Below are 20,033 nucleotides of genomic sequence, written 5' to 3'. Positions count from 1 at the left end.
AAGCGCGCCGGTCTAGCTGTAACAATAGTTCAGGAGGCGCGGATCGCGTCAGGGTTGCGCGATGCCGGAGCGCTCAGTCGAACTACGTAGTCACGCGGGTCGGCGAAGCCGAGCACGGCCCTCGCCCGTTCTTCCAGAAGATCCCGGGAAAGGCTCTCGGTCCGCAGATAGCGCACACGGACCTCCAGGTCCCGCCTTTGCTCGGTCAGACGTGCCAGCTGAGCCTCGCGCTTGGCGAGAAGCGCATCTCGCTCACCCCCGCTCAGCAAGCCACGCTGCCCGGTCAGGGCCTGAACGCCAAGGTAGACGATCAGGAAAAACAGGAAGGCGGACGGAAGGTAGGGCTTCATCTGCTCGGGCACGACTGACGCTCCTTCTGAGCGTGAACACGGTTTCCCGATCCTCAGCGAAAATGCCTAACGAACCGTAGCTTGGCCGTAATTGCGAACGCCGCCTCCGAGGTCGGAGACGGCGTCGCGCACTTCTTCGTGAGAAGGTCTATTTCAACAGCATGCCGTCGCCGAAATAGGCGGCCTGGTCGCCCAGCATCTCTTCGATGCGCAGCAGCTGGTTGTACTTGGCCGTGCGGTCCGAGCGGGCCAGCGAGCCAGTCTTGATCTGACCGCAGTTGGTGGCGACCGCCAGGTCGGCGATGGTCGAGTCTTCGGTTTCGCCCGAGCGGTGGCTCATCACCGAGGTGTAACCGGCGCGGTGCGCCATATCCACGGCGTCCAGCGTCTCGGACAGGGTGCCGATCTGGTTGACCTTGATCAGGATGGAATTGGCCAGGCCCTCGCCTATGCCCGCGGCCAGACGGCGCGGATTGGTCACGAACAAGTCATCGCCCACCAGCTGAACGCGATCACCCAGACGGTCCGTCAGCAGCTTCCAGCCATCGAAGTCGTCCTCGGCGCAACCGTCCTCGATCGAGACGATGGGGAAGCGCTCGACCAGATCGGCCAGGTAGCCGACCATGCCGTCGGCGTCGAAGGACTTGCCCTCGCCCGTCAGGTCGTACTTGCCGTTCTTGAAGAACTCGGTCGAAGCGACGTCGAGGCCCAGGTGGAAGTCCTCACCCGCCAGATAGCCAGCCGACTGACCCGCCTTGGTGATGAAGGCCAGGGCTTCTTCAGCCGAGGCCAGGTTGGGGGCGAAGCCGCCCTCGTCGCCGACGTTGGTGTTGTGGCCGGCGTCCTTCAGCGCCTTCTTCAGGGCGTGGAAGATTTCAGCGCCCATGCGCAGAGCGTCCGAGAAGCTGTCGGCGCCGGTCGGCAGGATCATGAACTCCTGGATGTCGATCGGATTGTCGGCGTGAGCGCCGCCGTTGATGATGTTCATCATCGGGGTCGGCAGAATACGGGCCGAGACGCCGCCGATGTAGCGGTACAGCGGCAGGTTCGAACTGATGGCGCTGGCCTTGGCCGCGGCCAGGGAGACGCCAAGGATGGCGTTGGCGCCCAGACGGCCCTTGTTCTCGGTGCCGTCCAGTTCGATCAGGGCTTCGTCCAGACGGCGCTGGTCCTCGGCGTCCATGCCGCTGAGCGCGTCGAAGATTTCGCCGTTGACGGCGTCGACCGCTTTCTGGACGCCCTTGCCGCCCCACATGTCCATGTCGCCGTCGCGCAGTTCAACGGCTTCGTGCGCACCCGTCGAGGCGCCCGAGGGCACGGCGGCGCGACCAAAGCTGCCGTCTTCCAGGGTAACGTCCACCTCGACCGTCGGATTACCCCGGCTGTCGATGATCTGGCGGGCGACGATGTCGGCGATGTCGGTCATGAGGTAGGCGCTCTGTCAGGAGGAGAAGTTCTGCTTCCGGTTTAGACCAGCCATCGCCGAATCGCCAACCGGCGACGCAGCTTCCTTCTGACGGGGCGTCAGCTGCAGCCCTCGACATACTGAATGCTAGGCCCGCCGGCATGTATGGAAGCGACCTTGCCGTCCTGTCCGATCTCGAACACCAGACCGCGTGCAGCCGGATCGGCGACATAGGTCCCCAGCAGATGCCCTGCCCCTGGCCAGGTGGTCAGATAGCCAGCCGGCGCTTCCACATACTTGTGAGGACTGAATCGAGCCGCCGCGCCGTAGTTCGTCTTCAGTTGCTCGCCGTCATAGCCGATCCCAACGCCGTCCGCCGTCTTGAAGGTCGAGCCCTTGATCGCCGTCAGACGCGTCAGCACGCCCTTCTCCGTCATGACCAGCAGCCCCTCGGGCGCACGCGGCGGATGGTATTGGCGACATTCCGAGGGTTCGGCTTCGGCGACGTTCGCAGGCGGCGGGCCGACCGCGGCGTCCACCTCCGCCTGGGTCATGCCGATCCTCAGGGGACCATAGCCTTGAGCCGTCAGCACCTCGGCTGCAGCGGCGTCGGGTGCAGCCGCGGGAGCAGCTGATTCGGGAGCTTTCTGTTCAGGCGACTTGGCGGCTTCCGGGGCGTTGCAACCAGCTAGGGCCAGCAGGGCGACGGAACTGAGGACGGCGTTGCGGATCATGCGGAGCGCTCCAAGGGGTCAGCTTCACCGCTCATAACGCACGAAAACGGCGCGCGATGACATCGCGCGCCGCTGAATTCTATCGTCCGGCCGAAACCGGGACCGTCGTGAAGAGCTTAGTCTTCCTTCGGGGTCATGACCTGACGGCCTTTGTACATGCCGGTCTTCAGGTCGATGTGGTGCGGACGGCGCAGCTCGCCGGTGTCCTTGTCTTCCACATAGGTGTTGGCGCCCAGGGCGTCGTGTGCACGACGCATGTTGCGACGCGAGGGGGATACTTTGCGCTTCGGAACGGCCATGTCCGTCTCAATCTCTAAGTCGGTGCGCCGTGAAGACGCGAAAACAACAGCGGCGGCCCCCCGATAAGAGCCGCCACGCGAGGGCGGGCTTATGCATGAAGCCGCAACCGATTTCAAGGGTGTCAGTCGGATGACAGCCGCTTGATGATCCTGGCGGGATTTCCAGCGACCACGACATCGGCCGGAACATCCTTCGTCACGACCGATCCGGCGCCGATCACAGACCGATCTCCGACGGTCACGCCGGCCAGAACGATCGCCCCGCCGCCGATCCAGACATCGTTCCCAATGCGGATCGGGCGCGCGCTTTCCACGCCAGAACGCCGCTCCGCCGCATCCAGCGGGTGTTCTGGCGTCAGAAGCTGGACGCCAGGGCCGCACTGGAAGTCGTCGCCGATGACGATTTCGGCGCAATCCAGAAAGACGCTGTTGGCGTTGACGAAGGCTCGCGCGCCGAAGCGGATGTTGACGCCATAGTCGCAAAAGAAGCCGGGCATGATCGCGGCGCGCCCGTCGCTGGCACGCACCAATTCATTGACCAAGTCGCGGCGCTGCTCGCGATCCGGCGCCTGATTGATTCGCATGGTCAGGCCGACCGCCCGCGCCCGCCCCGCGACCAGTTCGGGATCGCCAGGGTCGTAGTTCAACCCGGCGAGCATCTTCTCGCGCTCCGTCATGCTCATGCCTTGCACAACGCCTCAGCCACGGCTTCGCCAATCGCTAGCGAACTGGTCAGGCCCGGACTCTCGATCCCGAACAAGGCCATCAGGCCGTCGATGCCATGGTGTTCGCGCGCGTGAAGCTGAAAATCCGGCTGAGGTTCATCCGGTCCGTGGATCTTGGGCCGGATGCCGGCGTAATCGGGCGTCAGGCGCTCGACCGTCACGCCCGGCCAGAAACGGCGGATGTAGTGGGCGAACTCATCCGCCTTGGCCGGATTGACCGAATAGTCTTCGGTCTCGACATAGGCCAGGTCCGGGCCGAACACCCCCTGCCCGCCCAGATCCTTGCGGTAGTGGGTGCCCAGCGCTCCGGCGATGGGCGGCGGATAGATCAGGCGATTGAAGGGGGCGGGTCCCGTCAGGCGGAAATAGATTCCCTTGCCCAGATGCCGGGCGGGGATGTCCGCGGCCGGATAGCCATCGATGGCGGCCGCCACGCTCTGCGACGACAAACCGGGCGCGGTGACCAGCAGCCGGCTCGTCAGCACCGCCCCGCCTTCCCCGCCCGCCGTGATCCTGAAGCCACCACCCGGCAGGGGCTCGGCCCGCTCGAACGGCGTCGAGAGGACGACCGAGCCGCCCGCGTCCTCGATCTCGCCCTGCAGGGCCAGCATGTAGTCGTGGCTGGCGAAGACCCCGCTCTCGGGCGACAGGATGGCGGCGTGGGCGTTCAATTCCGGCTCCAGCGCCCGCGCCTGGGCGCCAGTCAGGTGCTCAAGCCCCTCAACGCCGTTGGTCGTCGCCTGCTCGAAGATGGCCTCGATGCGTTCGACCTCGGCTTCCTCGGTGGCCACGACCAGCTTGCCGCACTTCCAGTGGTCGATCTTGTGGCTGGCCAGAAAGTCATAGAGCGCCCGCCGCCCCTCGACGCAGAACTTCGCCTTCAGCGAGCCCGTCGGATAATAGAGCCCGCCGTGGATGACCTCGGAATTGCGCGAGGACACGCCCTGACCGATGTGGGGTTCGCTCTCCAGCACCAGCACCGACAGGCCGCGCTTAGCCAGCGCCCGCCCGCAGGCCAGCCCCACAGCCCCCGCCCCTACGACCGTCGCGTCGAAGTCGAACTCCGTCAGCATACGTCAGGCGCCCTTACGCTGATAAATACCGCCAACGGCCACAAAACCAGGGTCAGAAAGCCCCACCATGCCCGAGGCTCGTTACGGACAATGAAGGCATTCCATCCGTTTACCAGAACGCCGATTATGGCGACCGGCAAAGTCACGCCCGCCAAGACGAAGAGATAAGCTGGCCATCCCGCGCAGGCATCGCTCCCCATTCCCGACATGGCTGCAAACAGCAGCAACATGGGAGAGCCTAGGATAAAAGCGGCCGTCGACAGAATGAGAGCCGTGAGCAAGAGCCAGCTACGACGTTTGATCAAGACAGACCCGCGTTCCGACATCGCGCCCCCTCAGCGAAAACGTCGAGCCGCTTCGCCTTCGAAACAACCTATCAGCTTATCGACCGCCCGGTCGAAATTCGCCTGCAGCATCATGTCCAGCATCCGCGACTTGAAGGCGAAGTCGATAGAAAATTCCAGCCGCGTCCCCTCGGGGTGCGGATGGAACTCCCATCGGTTCTTCAGGTGCTTGAACGGCCCGCGGATCAGGCCGACCTCGACCTTGGGCGCATGGATGTCATGACGAACCCAGGTCGAGAAACGCTCGGTCAGGAAGGCGAAGCCCACGCCAGCCTCGGCGTCCAGCAGGCGGACGCCGGGCGCCTCGTCCCGCTTGTTCCAGATGCGCATGGAGGTGATCCACGGCACGAAGGCCGGATAGGCTTCCACGTCCGCGACCAGGTTCGCCAGTTGCTCGGGCGCATAGGGAAGAATGCGTGTAACGCGATGGACCGCCATTCAGGGCTTAACGCGCCGAGCGGCCTGCCTGCGCCAGACGCGCGGCCTTCAGACGGGCGAAATCGTCCCCAGCGTGGTGCGACGAGCGCGTCAGCGGCGACGACGACACCATCAGGAAGCCCTTGGCCCTGGCGATCGCCTCATAGGCCTTGAACTCTTCCGGCGTGACGAAGCGGTCGATGGCGGCGTGCTTGCGCGTCGGCTGCAGGTACTGGCCGATGGTGATGAAATCGACGCCAGCGGAACGCATGTCGTCCATCACCTGCATGACCTCTTCCTTGGTCTCGCCCAGACCGACCATGATGCCGGACTTGGTGAACTGGTTCGGGTCGCGCTCCTTGACCATCTGCAGCAGTCGCAGACTGTGGAAGTAGCGGGCGCCGGGCCGGATCTTCAGATAGAGGCGCGGGACGGTCTCGAGGTTGTGATTGAAGACGTCGGGCGTGGCGTCGATCATCACCTCGGCCGCACCGTCCTTGCGCAGGAAGTCGGGCGTCAGAATCTCGATGGTGGTGTTCGGCGCTTGCAAACGGATCTGGCGCACCACTTCGGCGAAGTGGGCGGCGCCGCCGTCGGCTACGTCATCGCGGTCCACCGAGGTGATGACCACATGGTTCAGACCCATCTGCTGGACGGCCAGACCGACCTTGGCCGGCTCTTCCGGGTCCAGGGCCTGCGGCAGGCCGGTCTTGACGTTGCAGAAGGCGCAGGCCCGCGTGCAGGTGTCGCCCATGATCATGAGCGTGGCGTGCTTCTGGCTCCAGCACTCGCCGATGTTCGGGCAGGCCGCCTCTTCACAGACCGTCACCAGCCCCTTGGAGCGAACGATGTCCCTGGTCGCATTGTACTGGCCCGAGCCGGGCGCCTTTACGCGCAGCCAGTCAGGCTTCTTCAGCACCGCCGATTCCGGGCGATTCTGTTTCTCCGGGTGACGCAGCTCAGAGGGCTTTTTCGTCAGGGTGTCGATCAGCGTGACCATAGCCGGCGGTCTGGCTCCTGTGCAGAAGGGCGGTATGTCGGCTTTCCGACCGCCGATGGCAAGCCACAGACGGTTTCAGTCGGTGCGCGGAATGGCCTCACGCCACGTTACGCATCTTTTCAAGGCGGCTTTGGGTCACTAGTTTCCGGCCTCTTGTAACCGAGAGGGCCGCTGAGAGCTCTCCGAAGGAGGACGTGCTTGCGGGCTGCCCTGGACCCCAAGGTCTATGATGAATCCCTGTTCGACGCGCTGATCGATGCGCGCGCCCGTTTTGGCGACAAGGAGATCCTGGAAGATCAGGATCGTCACCCCCTGACCTATACCGGCCTGATCCGCGCCGCCTTCGTGTTGGGCCGCAAGATCGCCGCCATGACCAAGCCGGGCGAGCGCGTCGGCGTCCTGCTGCCGTCCAGCGCGGGCGTGGTCGTCACCTTCTTCGGCCTGCACGCCTTTGGCCGCGTGCCCGTCATGCTGAACTTCACCTCGGGCGAGGCCAATCTGAAGGCCGCGCTGAGAACGGCGGGCGTCAGCAAGATCCTGTCGGCCAAACGCTTTGTCACCCAGGCCAAGCTGGACGACCTCATGGAAGCCCTCGGCGAGGTCGCCGAGATCATCTGGCTGGACGACGTACGCAAGACGATCGGCCTGGCTGACAAGCTGTACGGCCTGAGCGCCGGCATGGCCCCGCGTCGCTTCCGCACCAAGACCGACCCGGATTCGCCGGGCGTGGTCCTGTTCACCTCGGGCAGCTTCGGCGCACCCAAGGGCGTGGTGCTGAGCCAGCGCAATCTGGTCGCCAACGCCCGTCAGGTCGCCGCCCACATCGACCTGAAGCCTGAGTGGGTGATGTTCAACCCGCTGCCGACCTTCCACTGCTTCGGCCTGACCGGCGGCGTCATCCTGCCGCTGCTGCAAGGCATGAAGGCTTTCGAATATCCCTCGCCCCTGCACGCCAAGCAGATCACCGACCTGCTGCCCCAGGTGAAGGCGTCCATCCTGTTCGCGACGGACACCTTCCTGAACCAGTACGCCCGCGTGGCGGAACCGGGCGACTTCGCCACCCTGCAGTTCGCCGTCGCCGGGGCCGAAAAGGTCCGCGACGAGACGCGTCAGATGTTCAACACCAAATTCGGCGGCGTCGAACTTCTGGAAGGCTATGGCGCGACCGAGGCCGCGCCCGTCGTCGCCGTGAACCATCCTGATCGTAACCGACCGGGTTCGGTTGGACAGATCATGCCGGGCATGGAATACCGTCTGGACAAGGTCGAGGGCATCGAGGGCGGCGGTCGTCTGTATCTGCGCGGCCCCAACGTCATGGCCGGCTATATCTCACCTAATAATCCCGAGGGCATCGAACCTCTGGAAGGCGGCTGGCACGACACCGGCGACATCGTCGATATCGACGACGAGGGCTACATCACGATCCTCGGCCGGGTGAAGCGCTTCGCCAAGGTTGGAGGGGAAATGGTCTCCCTGCTGGCGGTCGAAGACATGGCCGGGGCCGTCTGGCCCGAACATCGTCACGCCGCGGTCTCCGTGCCCGACAGCAAGAAGGGCGAGCGCCTGATCCTGGTCACCGACCATGCCGGGGCCGAGTCGGCCCTCCTGTCGGAATGGGCGCGCGAAAACGGTGCGCCGGAACTGGCCGTGCCCAAGAAGATCATCAAGCTGGACGCCATTCCGGTCCTGGGAACCGGAAAGACGGACTATGTCGCCATCCAGAAGCTGGTCGAGGATGCGTTGAAGGCGGCCTGATCGGGACGCTTGCAGAGCCCGCGACTTCGCCTAACCTTCACCTTCGCGCCTTGCGTCGATCCGGTTTGCGGACACGACGGTCGTGCGTCATCGGGAGGAAAACAGAATGGCGAGTTCAACGTCTCTTTCGAGCTGGGCCCCACGGTTCCAGAGCATCTTGCGGATCGTGGCCGGCCTGCTGCTGCTTCAGCATGGCGCGCAAAAAATCCTGGGCTTTCCGCCCGGCGGACATGGTGGAGGCGTGGATCTGTCGACCCTCGCCGGCTGGTCCGGTCCGATCGAGTTGGTCGGCGGCGTCCTGATCATCCTGGGTCTGTTCAGCCGCCCGACGGCCTTCATCCTGTCCGGCTTCACCGCCGTGGCCTACTGGATGGTGCACGCGCCGCAGGGCCCCTACCCGATCAACAACGGCGGCGAGCTGGCGGCGCTCTACTGCTTCGTCTTCCTCTACCTGTTCTTCGCCGGTCCCGGCCCGATCGCCCTGGACAGCATGATGCGCGGCGGTCGCCGCCGCTGACGGCCCGAGACGGCGCCTGGATCAGCCGATCCGGGCGCCGGTCATCGAGATCGAGCCGCCTTCGATAGCGTCGGTAAAGAAGCTGACCGCCTCGCCCGGCGCCTGCTGAGCCGCCACATAGAGCAGCGGCAGATAATGCTCGTCGGTCGGCACGCTGAGCTGCGCCTGTTCGGCCAGGTTCACCCAGTCGATCAGGGCCTCATGGTCCCCATTCACGAAGGCGCGCTTCACCGCCTCGTTGAAGTCGACGGCCCAGTCATAGGGCTCGCCGCCCGCGCGCTTCCAGGTCCGCAGATTGTGCACGAAGTCGCCGGAACCGGCGATCAGGACGCCCTCGTCCCGCAAGGGCTGCAGCTTCTTCGCCAGTTCATAATGGGCGCGTGCGTCGATGGTGCGATCCAGCGACAACTGCACGATGGGCACGTCGGCTTCGGGCCAGACATGAGCCAGCACCGACCAGGCGCCGTGATCCAGACCCCACTGCGTCGTCGCTTGCGCGCCGGTCAGTTCCGCCACCCGGGCCGCCAGCGAGGGCGAGCCGGGTGCGGGATACTGCATGGCGTGAAGTTCGGGCGGGAAGCCTCCGAAATCATGGATGGTTTCCGGCCGTTCCTGCGCCGTCACGCCCAGCCCGCGAGTCTCCCAGTGGGCCGAGACCATGACCACGCCCTTGGGCTTGCCGATCTCCTCTCCCAGCGCGCGCCAAGCGTCCGCATAGGGGCCGCCCAGGGCGTTCATCGGAGAGCCGTGTCCAAAGAAGATGGCGGGCTGGCGCATGATCTTAACCGTGCAGCTTCTTGGCGATTTCAGCGATATGCTGACCCTGATAGCGGGCGCCGTCCAGTTCGTTCTCACTGGGCATGCGCGAGCCGTCGCCCTTGGTCAGGGTGGTGGCGCCATAGGGCGAACCGCCGGTGATCTCGTCCATGTTCATCTGGCCCTGGAAACCGTAGGGCAGGCCGGCGACGACCATGCCCTGGTGCAGGAAGAAGTTGTGCAGGCCGCTGAAGGTGGTTTCCTGACCACCATGCTGCGTCGCCGAGGCGGTGAAGGCGCCGCCGACCTTGCCAATCAGCTTCCCGGTGAACCACAAGCCCCCCGTTTGATCCAGGAAGGCGCGCATCTGCGAGGCGGCGGTGCCGAAGCGCGTGCCCGCGCCGATGATGATGGCGTCATAGTCGGCCAGGTCGTCGACCGTGGCGATCTGCGCGGCCTGATCCAGCTTGTAGCCAGACTTCTGGGCCAGCTCGGTCGGGACGGTTTCGGGGACGCGCTTGATGTCCACCACTGCTCCATCCACCCGGCGAGCGCCCTCGGCGACGGCTTCAGCCATCTGCTCAATGTGGCCATAGGTCGAATGGTAAAGGACGAGAATCTTGGGCATCGAACGCTCCGCTAAATCTGACTGACACAAAAGCAACTGCATCAGTTCCTGATTTAGCGAGATGTTGCGGCGCCGCAAGTCCCGACGGTCAAATTTCCATACGTCGCGCCAAGGGGCAGACGCGGTCGTAAAAAGCCTGACCGGCCGGCGCCCGACCGCCGCGCGACAGGATGAAGCGGTGTTCGACCACCATGGCCTGCTGCTCGATGTTCAAGCCCCCCCAGTCGCACAGGTCATCCAGCGGATAGGCATAGGCGGCGGGGCCGTCGCCTGCGCGTAGCTTGCTCATCAGCAGGTTCAGCCCGTTCTGCGCCTGCCAGACATGAACCAGTTCATGAACGAAGACGGCCTGGGTCCGCAACGACGCGCGCGACAGGTCCGGCTCCAGAGATTTTTTCGGCCAGACGATCCAGTCGCGACCGAACCAGCTGCCGGGCACGAAGGCCCGGTCGAACGGCCAGGGCGAGGCCAGGAAGCGGATGTCGTCCAGCCGCAGGGCCGCGCCAAAGACCTCGCGCGCCAGCGCCGCCTCACCGTCCGCCAGCGGTCGTACCATCGCCAGTCCATTCCCAATGCCAAGGCTCAAACACATAGGGGGTGAAGCCGAAACGGGAAGCATTGGCCACCAGCCAGCGATAGGCCGGCCCCTGGGCCATATGACGACGGCTCAACGGATCGGTCGAATCCACCCCCATGCCCGCGACATGGCCCACGTGGATGTCGATCGCTGTTCCTGTCCTGTGCGGCGAACAGGCCGCGCGGCGCACACCGTCGCAATTGCCCTGGGCGGCGCAACGGGCGGCGTCGGCTTCCGGGTCGCGAAAACCCGAGAAGATCTGCATCAGTTCCGGATCAGCGGCGATGGCCGGAACCTCGGCGCGGGCGGCGGCGGCCATGCGGCGATAGGCGTCCAGCACGTCGCGCCGCAGCAGGCGGGTCATCCGTTGGGCATGTTCTTCAGCAGGGTCGAGATAGCCGAGCATGCTGATGGGCGGCGGCTCGGGACATTCGCCCCTCACCCGCGCCATGACGAAGGGGCGCCGCTCCTGCCACAGGCCGCGGAACACCTGAAAGGTCGCCTGATCGAACTGGCCTGTGGCCGTCAGGCCGTAGCGCGCCTGAAACCCCGCCAGGGCCTCGGCGAAGGCAGGTGAGGCCGGATCGCAGGGGGTGCCGATCTCGCGCTGGATCAGCGGCGTATAGGTCTCCCACCCCCATTCGGCCGAACCGAACGGCGACCATTCCAACGTATAAAGCGAAATGCCGTTGGCTTGGGCTGCGCCATCCCAGGCGCTGGTCGGCCGGTCGCAAATCTGGGCATCCTTGGCCTGAGCCGCTCCGGCTCCACCGAGGATTGCGACCAAGGCCGCCGCAAGGATCGCAAATCGCACTGACATGGCGTCAGCAGGCCCTAGCTTGCCTTGAACCGCAAGGCCCACTTCGCCTGTTCGGAGAAAACCGGCATGGTGAAGCTGCGGCCGACTCAGGCCGACCATGCCTGGACGCCCGATGTCATCTGTCGCCGCTGCCGACGCCCCTCGCCGCTCCAACGCCGTTCTGGCCGCCTTTTCCGGGCCCTGTCTGCCGCTGGCGGCCTTTGGGGTGGCTCTGCCCGTCACCCTGCCCGAGTTCTACGCCACCCACGTCGGCCTTGAGCTGGGCGTGGTGGCCGCCGTCTTCATGGCCGTGCGGCTGATCGACATCGTTTTCGACCCCTTCATCGGCTGGGGGATGGACAAGACGAAGACGGCCTTTGGCCGCTATCGCCCATGGATGCTGCTCTCGACGCCAATCCTGATGCTGTCGGCGCTGATGATGTTCGTTCTGGTCCAGCCCGGCGCCGGTCCCGCCTATCTGTTCGCCTGGCTGCTGGTTCTCTATCTCGGATTCTCGATCGGCACCCTGGGCCAGTTGGGCTGGGCGGCGGTGCTTGCGCCGCAGTACGACCAACGCAGTCGCGTCTATGGCTGGTGGCAGGTGTTCAATATCATCGGCGTCATCCTGATCCTGATCCTGCCGACCGTGGTGGTCAAAACGGGCATCGGGAACTACGCCGACGGCGTGCGGATCATGGGCTGGGCCATCCTGATCGCCCTGCCCGTCACCATCGGCCTGGCCATGCTCACCGTGCCGGAACCCGTCAACGTCGGCGCCGCGCCGCATGGCGGGCCTGGGGCCTATCTGGCCCTGTTCAAAATGAAGACGGTGCGCAAGCTGCTGATCGCCGACCTGCTGCTGGGCGTGGCGCCGGGCATCACCGGCTCGCTGCTGTTCTTCTTCTTCGGCCAGATCAAGGGCTACGACCACACCCAGGCGTCGCTGTTCATGCTCTTCTATTTCGTGGCGGGTCTGGTCGGGGCGCCGATCTGGGCCTGGCTGGCGACGAAGATCGGCAAGGACAAGGCTCTGGCCGTCGCCAGCCTGATTTTCGCCGTCCTCTATATCGCCGCCACCCTGGTACCCGGCGGCAACTTCGCCCTGACCGCCGTGGTCATGTTCATCGCCGGCCTACCCTATGCCGCGGGCCTCTTCCTGCTGCGGGCCATGATGGCCGACGCGGGCGACGAGGTCCGGCTGGAGACCGGCGTGGACCGCACCGGTCTGATGTTCTCCATCCTGTCGGCCACGACCAAGATCGGTCACGTGGTGGCGCTGATCCCCTACCTGATCCTGCAATGGGTGGGGTTCAAGGCGCTGCCAGGTCCGGCCGGGAACAGTGAATTCTCCCTGCTGATGCTCCAGATCCTGTTCATCGCCGTGCCGGGCCTGCTACTGGCGAGCGCCGCCTGGGTGCTGAAGGGCTATCCCCTGACGCCCAAGCGGCATGATGAAATCCGCGAGGCGCTGATGGCCCGCGACGCCGGGACCGCCTGAATGACCCACTCCGTCGACCGCCTGAAAGAGATCATGGTTCGCCTGCGCGATCCGAACGGCGGTTGCCCCTGGGACGTCGAACAGACCTTCGCGACCATCGCCCCCTATACGATTGAGGAAGCCTACGAGGTCGCCGACGCCATCGAGCGCGCGGACATGGAGGAGTTGAAGATCGAACTGGGCGACCTGCTGTTCCAGGTCGTCTTCCACGCCCGCATGGCCGAGGAAGCCGGGCACTTCGCCTTTGACGACGTGGCCGAAGCCATGGCCGACAAGCTGGTCCGCCGTCACCCCCACGTCTTTGGCGAGGAAGCCGCCAAGCCTAGCGGTTCGGCTCAGAAGGCCCGCTGGGAGGACATCAAGGCCGCCGAGCGCAAGGCCAAGGCACAGCACGGCGTACTGGACGACGTGCCGGTCGGTTTGCCCGCCCTGACCCGCGCCGCCAAGCTGACAAGGCGCGCCGGTCGCGTCGGCTTCGACTGGCCCTCGACCGATGAAGTCTTCGACAAGCTGGCCGAGGAGGTCGAGGAACTGCGCGTCGAGATCGCCGCCGGCGACAAGGAAAAGGCGCGCGAGGAACTGGGCGACCTGCTGTTCGTCGTCGCCAACCTGGCCCGCAAGCTGGAGGTCGAACCCGAAGACGCCCTGCGCGCCGCCAACGCCAAGTTCGTTCGCCGCTTTGGCTTCATCGAGGGCGAACTGGCCAAGGACGGCCGCACGCCGGAACAGTCGAACCTGGCCGAGATGGACGCCCTGTGGAACGCCGCCAAGGCGGCCGAGAAGGCTCAGACGTAGCGCAGTTCCTGCAGATCAACTTCGCGGATCAGCTTACGCGCCGTTTCCTCATCGACCAACCGCATCCGGCCCAGTCGCACCAGTTCGGCGCGTTCAGCCGCCAGTCCAGCCAGGCGCAGGTGGCGTTCAATCTCGTCGGACTGACGAGCCAACACCACGTCGTCGCCCTCGACATGGGTGCGCGTCTCGATACGATGGCGGTACAGCTCCATCAGCCGCGCGGCCGTCTCGGCATAGAGGTCGGGGTTGCTCTTGCCCTCGGCCATGGCGTGCTGCGTGTCCTCGATCGCGCGCATGGCGGCGGAGGCGGCAGCGACGCGTGAGCGGTCTTCCTCTTCCAGATGCGATGGCTCCGGCGGCAGTTCGATGCCCTTCAGCAGGCGCGGCAGGGCCACGCTGGCCAGCACCAGAGAGACGATGATTACCCCCGCCGCCAGGAAGATAGCCAGATTGCGTGCTGGCATGGGCGTGCCGTCACCGAGTACGAACGGCAGGGTCAGGATGCCCGCCAGCGTGATGGCGCCGCGCACCCCCGCCAAAGACATGACGGCCACCAGTCGCAGACCCACCTTCGGCGGCGCATGCTTGCCGCGCTTGCGGAACAGGGTCAGCTTCAGCGAGGCCCACACCCAGACGAAGCGCAAGGCCGCCAGCGCCCCCACAATGGCGAAGACATAGACGGCCAGCCACCAGATCTCCTTGTGTTGGGTTGACTGGATGACTTCCGCCGCGCGAGCCATGATCGACGGCATCTGTTCACCAAGGATGACGAAGATCAGGCCGTTGGCGACGAACTGGACCGTGTCCCAGACCACGGCGCGACGGATGCGCGTGGCCGCCATGGCCGAGCCCTGACGCTCGGTGAAGCTCATGGTCACGCCGGCGGCCACCGCGGCCAGAATACCCGAGGCATGGATGGCTTCGGCCGCCAGATAGGCGGCGAAGGGCATCAACAGACTGATCAGGATCTGTCCGCCGACATCCTCGCCCCAGCGGCGACTGATCCAGCCCTTGATCAGACCGATCGCGAGGGTGACGGCAATGCCCACCGTCACGCCAGCAACCGCCAGCCAGGCGAAGGTCCCCACCGCGCTGGTCAGCGAGAAGGCCCCGGTCGTGGCCGCAATGACGGCGATCCGCATGCAGGTCAGGCCCGTCGCATCGTTCAGCAGCGACTCGCCCTCCAGGATATGCATCAACCGCTTGGGAATAGGCGCACGCGAGGCGATGGCCGAAACCGCAATCGGATCAGTCGGCGACAGGATGGCCGCCAGGGCGAAAGCCACCGCCAGGGGCATGGCCGGGATCATCCAGTGAATCAGGAAGCCCAACCCCACAACGGTAAAGACCACCAGGCCCAGCGCCAATTCCAGGATAACGGCCCGGTCACGTCGCAGCGCCTCCTTGGGGATGCGCCAGCCGTCCACGAACAGCAGGGGCGGCAGGAACAGCAAGAAGAAGATGTCGGGCTTCAGATCAACCGCTTCACCCGTGATCAGAACGACCGTCGCCCCCAGGGCGATCTGCACCAGCGGCAAGGCGATCCGCGTGATCCGCGCCACCCAGCCTGACAGCACCACGGCCAGCAACAGGAACAGAGTGGTCTCGATCAGGTGCATGGGCTCAGTCGATGATGTCCGGGTAGAGGCGCTCCAGCCGCCCCAGGGCCGCCGGGTGCAGGCGCGCCACCAGATGGGTCCGACCGTGCTCGTCCGTATCGCGGAAGGTCACGCGGCCGTTCTCATACAGCCAGGCCAGGGCCTCGCCCTGATGTGGTTCAAGCGTCAAACGCGTCTCGGGATCGTCGTCGATCAGACCCGCGATGGCTTCGCGCAAGGCCTCAACCCCCTCGCCCGTCCAGGCCGAGACGGCTACCGCCTTGCCCTCGCGCGCCAGACGCTCGGCCTGGCCCAGAACGGCCTCTCGCACATCGGCGTCCAGAAGGTCGGTCTTGTTCCAGACTTCCAGAATCCGACGGGTCTTGCCCTCAGGCGTGGGAATTTGCTCCAGCACCGCCTCGACGTCCTCGGCCTGGGCGTCGCTGTCGGGCGATGCGATGTCGCGGACATGCAGGATCAGATCGGCCTCGCCCACCTCTTCCAGAGTGGCGCGGAAGCTCTCGACCAGTTCGTGCGGCAGGTCGGAGATAAATCCCACGGTGTCGGCGATGATGGCCGGACGCCCCTGCGGCAGGCGGATGGTGCGCTGGGTCGTATCCAGGGTGGCGAACAGCAGGTCCTTGGCGAAAACCTCGGACCCGGTCAGCCGATTGAACAGCGTCGACTTGCCCGCATTGGTGTAGCCGACCAGGGCCACCGAGGGGAAAGGGACCTTCTTGCGCGCCTTGCGGTGCAGGCCGCGCGTGCGACGCACATCTTCCAGTTCGGCCTTCAGGCGCACGATCCGGTCGGCGATCAGACGTCGGTCCAGCTCGATCTGGGTTTCCCCCGGACCGCCGGTCGAGCCGGTGCCGCCGCGTTGGCGCTCCAGGTGGGTCCAGGTGCGGACCAGGCGCGAGCGCTCATAGTCCAGACGCGCCAGTTCGACTTGCAGCCGGCCTTCTTTCGTGCGCGCGCGACGGCCGAAGATTTCGAGGATCAGGCCGGTGCGGTCGATGACCTTCACCTCCCACGCCTTCTCCAGATTGCGCTGCTGTACCGGAGACAAGTCATCGTCGATGACCACGGCCTCGGCATCGGCCGCGCGCACCAGGGCGGCCAGTTCCTCGACCTTGCCGGTTCCGAACAAGGTGGCGGGCGTGGTCGAGCGCAGGCGCACGATCTCTTCGGCGCGCACGTCGAGGTCCAGCGCCCGAGCCAGGCCCGCGGCTTCCTCAAGGCGTTCAGAGGCCAGTCGTGGACTATCCGAACGGCGATCGGGGTGGATGACGACCGCCCGGATCAGCGGAACGGCGTGGTCGATGAGCTTGGAGGTCAATCAGTCTTCTTCGGCATCGGGCTCGTACATCTGTACGGGCGCGGACGGCATGATGGTCGAGATGGCGTGCTTGTAGACGAGCTGCGACTGGCCATCGCGACGCAGCAGCACACAGAAGTTGTCGAACCAGGTCACAATGCCCTGCAGCTTGACGCCGTTGACCAGGAAGATGGTCAGCGGGGTTTTGGTCTTGCGGACGCTGTTGAGGAAGGTGTCCTGAAGGTTCTGGCGTTTGTCTTGCGACATGGCAGGTTTTTTCCTGTTCTTGGTTATTCGTCGCCGTGAGGCGCGGGCCGGGAAGGCGCGATGACCTTAACCGCCGTCGGCTCAAGGTCGCAATGGGTTTCCCTCAGCCTTTCCGCGGAAGCATGCGCTTACGATGCAGCACGCCGGCCATATAGGAAGGCGCCGTGGAAACCGCCATGGTTGGTGTGAACCAGGTCCAGATCTGTCACACCGCCTGCCGCCAGGATGGCGACGATCACTGTCAGATCATAGTCGAACATCACCATCTCCCCCTTCGGCAAATCGTGCAGAACGGGGGCGTTCACCGCACGGGCGGTCCCGCCATCCACCACAATGCGCCCGCCTAGAGCCCCGGCATGCACGGGATCGCGATAGAGCGCGAACTGCAAGGTCACAAAGCCCCCTGGCGCCAGACGCTGCAAAAGGGCTTCCAGCAAACGATAGCCACGCTCTGGCGGAATGTGCTGAAAGACGATCAACGACACGATCCAGTCGAAGGCTCGCTCCGGCAACTCACGCCCGAAGGCGGCGCTCGTCGGAGCATGCTGGCGTGCTTCGGCCAGCATGGCTTCGGCGACGTCCACCCCATAGGCGTCGCCGGTCATGGCGGCCAGGGCGCGGGTCAGACGTCCGACGCCGCATCCGAAATCCAGCGCAGAGGCAGGGGCGAAATCCGCATGGCGGCTCTTCAGGCGCTTTGCGGCCTGCTTCACAGCGCCCTCGCCGCTTTTGAAGAATTCGGCCAGAGCCTCCTTTGTCAGGTTTTCAGTCCTGAACCGGGGATCTGTCAGCACCCCGTAATAGGGATCGGACCGCGCGATCCGATCCCAGTCCGCATCGGTGTCACGGAGCGGAGCGACGGAACTGTCACGCTGAAACAGGCGTCTGAACATCAGGATATCAGACCGCGTCGCGCCTTGCCTGCTCCAGATAGACCTGACGCAGACGGGTCGCGACCGGGCCCGGCTTTCCGTCTGCGATCTTCGACCCGTCCAACGACACGATGGGCATGACAAAAGAACTGGCGGCGGTGACGAAGACCTCCTTGGCGCGCTTAGCCTCGTCCACGCTGAACGGGCGTTCGTCCAGTTCGATGCCTTCCGCCTCGGCCAGCTTCAGGATCGCCGTACGGGTTATGCCGCGCAAGATATTGGCCTGGGTGTCGCGGGTCCGCAGCTTGCCGTTCTCATCGACGATCCAGGCGTTGGTGGACGAGCCTTCCGTTACCAGACCCATATCGTCGACCATCAGACACTCATAGGCGCCCTTCTCGCGCGCCGCTTGCTTGGCCAGGACATTAGGGAGCAGACCCACGGTCTTGATGTCGCAACGGCCCCAGCGGATGTCGGGCATGGTCACGCCCGCCGCGCCCTTGGCGGCCAGGGCCTCGCCCTTGCCCAGGTCAATGGTCTTCGACGTCACGATGACGCTGGGCGGGGTGTCTTTCGGGAAGGCGTGGTCGCGCGGCGAGGTGCCGCGCGTGACCTGCAGATAGACGATACCATTGCGAACGCGATTGCGACGGATGGTTTCCTTGAGCACGCGCTCGAGGGCCTGGGCCGTCATCGGAATCGGGATGCGAAGCTCTGTCAGGCTGCGGGCCAGACGGGTCATATGGCCTTCAAAGTCGGCCAACCTGCCGTCGAACACCGACCACACTTCATAGACCCCGTCAGCGAACTGGAAGCCGCGATCCTCGATGTGAACCGTGGCGCCGTTGTGCGGCTGATAGGTTCCGTTGACGTAGGCGATCCTGGACATCAGGCGCCCTCTCCTTCTTCGTCTTCGCCGCCGCGGGCGGGCGAAACGCCCAGCGACTTCAGTTTGCGGTGCAGTGCGGATCTTTCCATGCCGATGAAGGCGGCCGTGCGCGAGATATTTCCGCCGAAACGCATGATTTGCGCGGCCAGATACTCCCGCTCGAACACTTCGCGCGCCTCTCGCAAAGGCAGGGCGATGATCCGATCAGCGCCCAGTGAGGCCGATGACCCGTTGGACGCCACTTCCTGCGGCAGCATGTCAGCCGTAATCGGTTCCTCGGGATCGCCGATCGCCAGAATAAGCAGACGCTCGACGTTGTTCCGAAGCTGACGCACGTTTCCCGGCCAGGGATGCACCTGAAGCACGGCAAGGGCGTCGTCAGCGACCCGGCGCCGCGGCAAGCCCTGCGAAACCGCCAGGCTCTCCACGAAATAGTCGATCAACTCCCCAATGTCCTCGCGGCGCTCGGACAGCGGCGGGACGCGGATCGGCACAACGTTCAGGCGATGGAACAGGTCCTCACGGAACCGTCCTTCGGCGATCTCCACCTTCAGGTCGCGGGCGGTCGAGGTGACGACTCGGACATCCACCTGAACGTCCTGTTCACCGCCAACCCGGCGAAAACGCTGCTCGACCAGAACACGCAGGATACGGCTCTGACTTTCCCGCGGCATATCGCCCACATCGTCCAGGTAGAGGGTGCCGTTATGGGCGCGCTCGAACACGCCGATCTTGCGCGGACGACCGTCCCCCCCCTCTTCGCCGAACAGTTCGACGTCCAAACGCTCCGGCGTCATGCCTGCGGCCGAGATCGCGACAAACTCGGCCTTGGAGCGAGGGCTGGCGTCATGAATCTGGCGGGCGACCAATTCCTTGCCGGAGCCCGGAGGCCCCGAGATCAGGACGCGGCTGTTGGCCGGCGCCACCTTGGCTATGGTGCCGCGCAGCAGCTGGGCCGCCGCCGATTTTCCAATCAGACCGGATGGCGCCATGGTCTGGGCGCGCAGACGGCGATTTTCCCGCTTCAACGCGGCGGCTTCCAGCGCGCGCTCGACCACAACCACCAGGCGATCCGATTTGAAGGGCTTCTCGATGAAGTCATAGGCGCCGCGTTTCAAAGCGCTGACGGCGGTTTCGATATTGCCGTGCCCCGAGATCATGACGACCGGCAGATCCTCATCCAGCCCCTTGACCACGTCCAGCAGTTCCAGCCCGTCCAGACCGCCGCCCTGCATCCAGATATCCAGCACGGCCAACGAGGGCTTGCGCGCCCGGATCGCCGCCAGGGCCTCGTCCGAATTGGCGGCCACGCGGACCGAGTGGCCCTCGTCCTCCAGCAGGCCGGAGACCAGCTCGCGGATGTCCGCTTCGTCGTCCACGACCAGAATATCGGCACCGGTGTTTCGCATGACGCCTC

At 65.1% G+C, this 20,033-nt stretch carries 23 protein-coding genes; 4 read left to right on the top strand and 19 right to left on the bottom strand.

Annotated features, from left to right (window positions below; translation table 11 throughout):
• Nucleotides 1–29 precede the first annotated feature (29 nt).
• The 9 genes from IFE19_RS08225 to lipA all read right to left on the bottom strand — a co-directional run bounded on the left by IFE19_RS08225 (nt 30) and on the right by lipA (nt 6,347).
• Nucleotides 30–350 (bottom strand): FtsB family cell division protein, encoded by a 321-nt coding sequence (locus IFE19_RS08225; RefSeq protein ID WP_207827483.1) that lies wholly within the window; start codon nt 348–350, stop codon nt 30–32.
• Between the two features lie 148 nt (nt 351–498).
• Nucleotides 499–1,776: a phosphopyruvate hydratase gene (eno, locus tag IFE19_RS08220; RefSeq protein WP_207827140.1), complete on the bottom strand. Its 1,278-nt coding sequence runs from the start codon at nt 1,774–1,776 to the stop codon at nt 499–501.
• Between the two features lie 98 nt (nt 1,777–1,874).
• On the bottom strand, nt 1,875–2,489 hold the full coding sequence (locus tag IFE19_RS08215) for a hypothetical protein (protein WP_207827138.1): 615 nt from the start codon (nt 2,487–2,489) through the stop codon (nt 1,875–1,877).
• Nucleotides 2,490–2,605: 116 nt separating this feature from the next.
• The gene (gene rpmF, locus IFE19_RS08210; protein ID WP_105564516.1) at nt 2,606–2,788 is read right to left on the bottom strand and encodes a 50S ribosomal protein L32; all 183 of its coding nucleotides are present in this window, start codon (nt 2,786–2,788) and stop codon (nt 2,606–2,608) included.
• Nucleotides 2,789–2,910: 122 nt separating this feature from the next.
• Nucleotides 2,911–3,471, bottom strand: coding sequence for a sugar O-acetyltransferase (locus tag IFE19_RS08205; protein WP_225910457.1), 561 nt, complete (start codon nt 3,469–3,471; stop codon nt 2,911–2,913).
• Nucleotides 3,468–4,583, bottom strand: a complete 1,116-nt coding sequence (locus tag IFE19_RS08200) for an NAD(P)/FAD-dependent oxidoreductase (protein ID WP_207827478.1) — start codon at nt 4,581–4,583, stop codon at nt 3,468–3,470. The genes IFE19_RS08205 and IFE19_RS08200 overlap by 4 nt, the downstream gene beginning before the upstream one ends.
• Nucleotides 4,580–4,816, bottom strand: a complete 237-nt coding sequence (locus IFE19_RS08195; protein ID WP_207827136.1) for a hypothetical protein — start codon at nt 4,814–4,816, stop codon at nt 4,580–4,582. The genes IFE19_RS08200 and IFE19_RS08195 overlap by 4 nt, the downstream gene beginning before the upstream one ends.
• A 105-nt stretch (nt 4,817–4,921) precedes the next feature.
• Nucleotides 4,922–5,368: a type II toxin-antitoxin system RatA family toxin gene (locus IFE19_RS08190; protein WP_207827134.1), complete on the bottom strand. Its 447-nt coding sequence runs from the start codon at nt 5,366–5,368 to the stop codon at nt 4,922–4,924.
• A gap of 7 nt (nt 5,369–5,375) precedes the next feature.
• Nucleotides 5,376–6,347, bottom strand: coding sequence for a lipoyl synthase (lipA, locus tag IFE19_RS08185; protein ID WP_207827132.1), 972 nt, complete (start codon nt 6,345–6,347; stop codon nt 5,376–5,378).
• Nucleotides 6,348–6,545: 198 nt separating this feature from the next.
• On the opposite strand from lipA, the gene IFE19_RS08180 reads away from it, so the two are divergent.
• Together IFE19_RS08180 and IFE19_RS08175 are read left to right on the top strand one after the other, a co-directional pair.
• Nucleotides 6,546–8,102: an AMP-binding protein gene (locus tag IFE19_RS08180; protein ID WP_207827130.1), complete on the top strand. Its 1,557-nt coding sequence runs from the start codon at nt 6,546–6,548 to the stop codon at nt 8,100–8,102.
• Nucleotides 8,103–8,208: 106 nt separating this feature from the next.
• Nucleotides 8,209–8,619, top strand: coding sequence for a DoxX family protein (locus tag IFE19_RS08175; protein WP_207827128.1), 411 nt, complete (start codon nt 8,209–8,211; stop codon nt 8,617–8,619).
• A gap of 21 nt (nt 8,620–8,640) precedes the next feature.
• On the opposite strand, the gene ygiD is transcribed toward IFE19_RS08175, so the two are convergent.
• The 4 genes from ygiD to IFE19_RS08155 all read right to left on the bottom strand — a co-directional run bounded on the left by ygiD (nt 8,641) and on the right by IFE19_RS08155 (nt 11,367).
• Complete coding sequence (ygiD, locus tag IFE19_RS08170) at nt 8,641–9,396, bottom strand: 4,5-DOPA-extradiol-dioxygenase (protein ID WP_207827126.1); 756 nt, start codon at nt 9,394–9,396, stop codon at nt 8,641–8,643.
• Between the two features lie 4 nt (nt 9,397–9,400).
• Nucleotides 9,401–10,003: an NAD(P)H:quinone oxidoreductase gene (wrbA, locus tag IFE19_RS08165; RefSeq protein ID WP_207827124.1), complete on the bottom strand. Its 603-nt coding sequence runs from the start codon at nt 10,001–10,003 to the stop codon at nt 9,401–9,403.
• A gap of 88 nt (nt 10,004–10,091) precedes the next feature.
• Nucleotides 10,092–10,559: a hypothetical protein gene (locus IFE19_RS08160; protein ID WP_207827122.1), complete on the bottom strand. Its 468-nt coding sequence runs from the start codon at nt 10,557–10,559 to the stop codon at nt 10,092–10,094.
• The gene (locus tag IFE19_RS08155; protein WP_225910456.1) at nt 10,534–11,367 is read right to left on the bottom strand and encodes a M15 family metallopeptidase; all 834 of its coding nucleotides are present in this window, start codon (nt 11,365–11,367) and stop codon (nt 10,534–10,536) included. Before IFE19_RS08155 ends, IFE19_RS08160 begins: the two co-directional genes overlap by 26 nt.
• 145 nt (nt 11,368–11,512) lie before the next feature.
• On the opposite strand from IFE19_RS08155, the gene IFE19_RS08150 reads away from it, so the two are divergent.
• Nucleotides 11,513–12,877 carry an MFS transporter gene (locus tag IFE19_RS08150; protein ID WP_207827117.1) on the top strand — a complete coding sequence of 455 codons (1,365 nt, stop codon included), beginning with the start codon at nt 11,513–11,515 and terminating at the stop codon, nt 12,875–12,877.
• Entirely contained in the window at nt 12,878–13,672 is a 795-nt protein-coding gene (gene mazG, locus IFE19_RS08145) for a nucleoside triphosphate pyrophosphohydrolase (protein ID WP_207827115.1), read from the top strand.
• Here the strand turns inward: mazG and IFE19_RS08140 are convergent.
• The 6 genes from IFE19_RS08140 to ntrX form a co-directional block, all read right to left on the bottom strand.
• On the bottom strand, nt 13,663–15,291 hold the full coding sequence (locus tag IFE19_RS08140) for a Na+/H+ antiporter (RefSeq protein WP_207827113.1): 1,629 nt from the start codon (nt 15,289–15,291) through the stop codon (nt 13,663–13,665). The genes mazG and IFE19_RS08140 overlap by 10 nt on opposite strands.
• A gap of 4 nt (nt 15,292–15,295) precedes the next feature.
• Entirely contained in the window at nt 15,296–16,609 is a 1,314-nt protein-coding gene (hflX, locus tag IFE19_RS08135) for a GTPase HflX (protein ID WP_207827111.1), read from the bottom strand.
• On the bottom strand, nt 16,610–16,855 hold the full coding sequence (gene hfq / locus IFE19_RS08130) for an RNA chaperone Hfq (RefSeq protein WP_105563529.1): 246 nt from the start codon (nt 16,853–16,855) through the stop codon (nt 16,610–16,612).
• Nucleotides 16,856–16,983: 128 nt separating this feature from the next.
• A complete protein-coding gene (locus IFE19_RS08125) occupies nt 16,984–17,748 on the bottom strand; it encodes a class I SAM-dependent methyltransferase (RefSeq protein ID WP_207827109.1) in 765 nt (254 codons plus the stop codon).
• A gap of 7 nt (nt 17,749–17,755) precedes the next feature.
• Nucleotides 17,756–18,616 carry a D-amino-acid transaminase gene (locus tag IFE19_RS08120; RefSeq protein ID WP_207827107.1) on the bottom strand — a complete coding sequence of 287 codons (861 nt, stop codon included), beginning with the start codon at nt 18,614–18,616 and terminating at the stop codon, nt 17,756–17,758.
• Nucleotides 18,616–20,025 (bottom strand): nitrogen assimilation response regulator NtrX, encoded by a 1,410-nt coding sequence (gene ntrX, locus IFE19_RS08115; RefSeq protein ID WP_207827105.1) that lies wholly within the window; start codon nt 20,023–20,025, stop codon nt 18,616–18,618. Before ntrX ends, IFE19_RS08120 begins: the two co-directional genes overlap by 1 nt.
• Nucleotides 20,026–20,033 lie beyond the last annotated feature (8 nt).

The organism is Brevundimonas pondensis, assembly GCF_017487345.1.
Taxonomy (GTDB): Bacteria; Pseudomonadota; Alphaproteobacteria; order Caulobacterales; family Caulobacteraceae; genus Brevundimonas; species Brevundimonas pondensis.
Note: the sequence above shows the minus strand (reverse complement) of the source record. Positions and strands in the feature narration are given on the sequence as shown.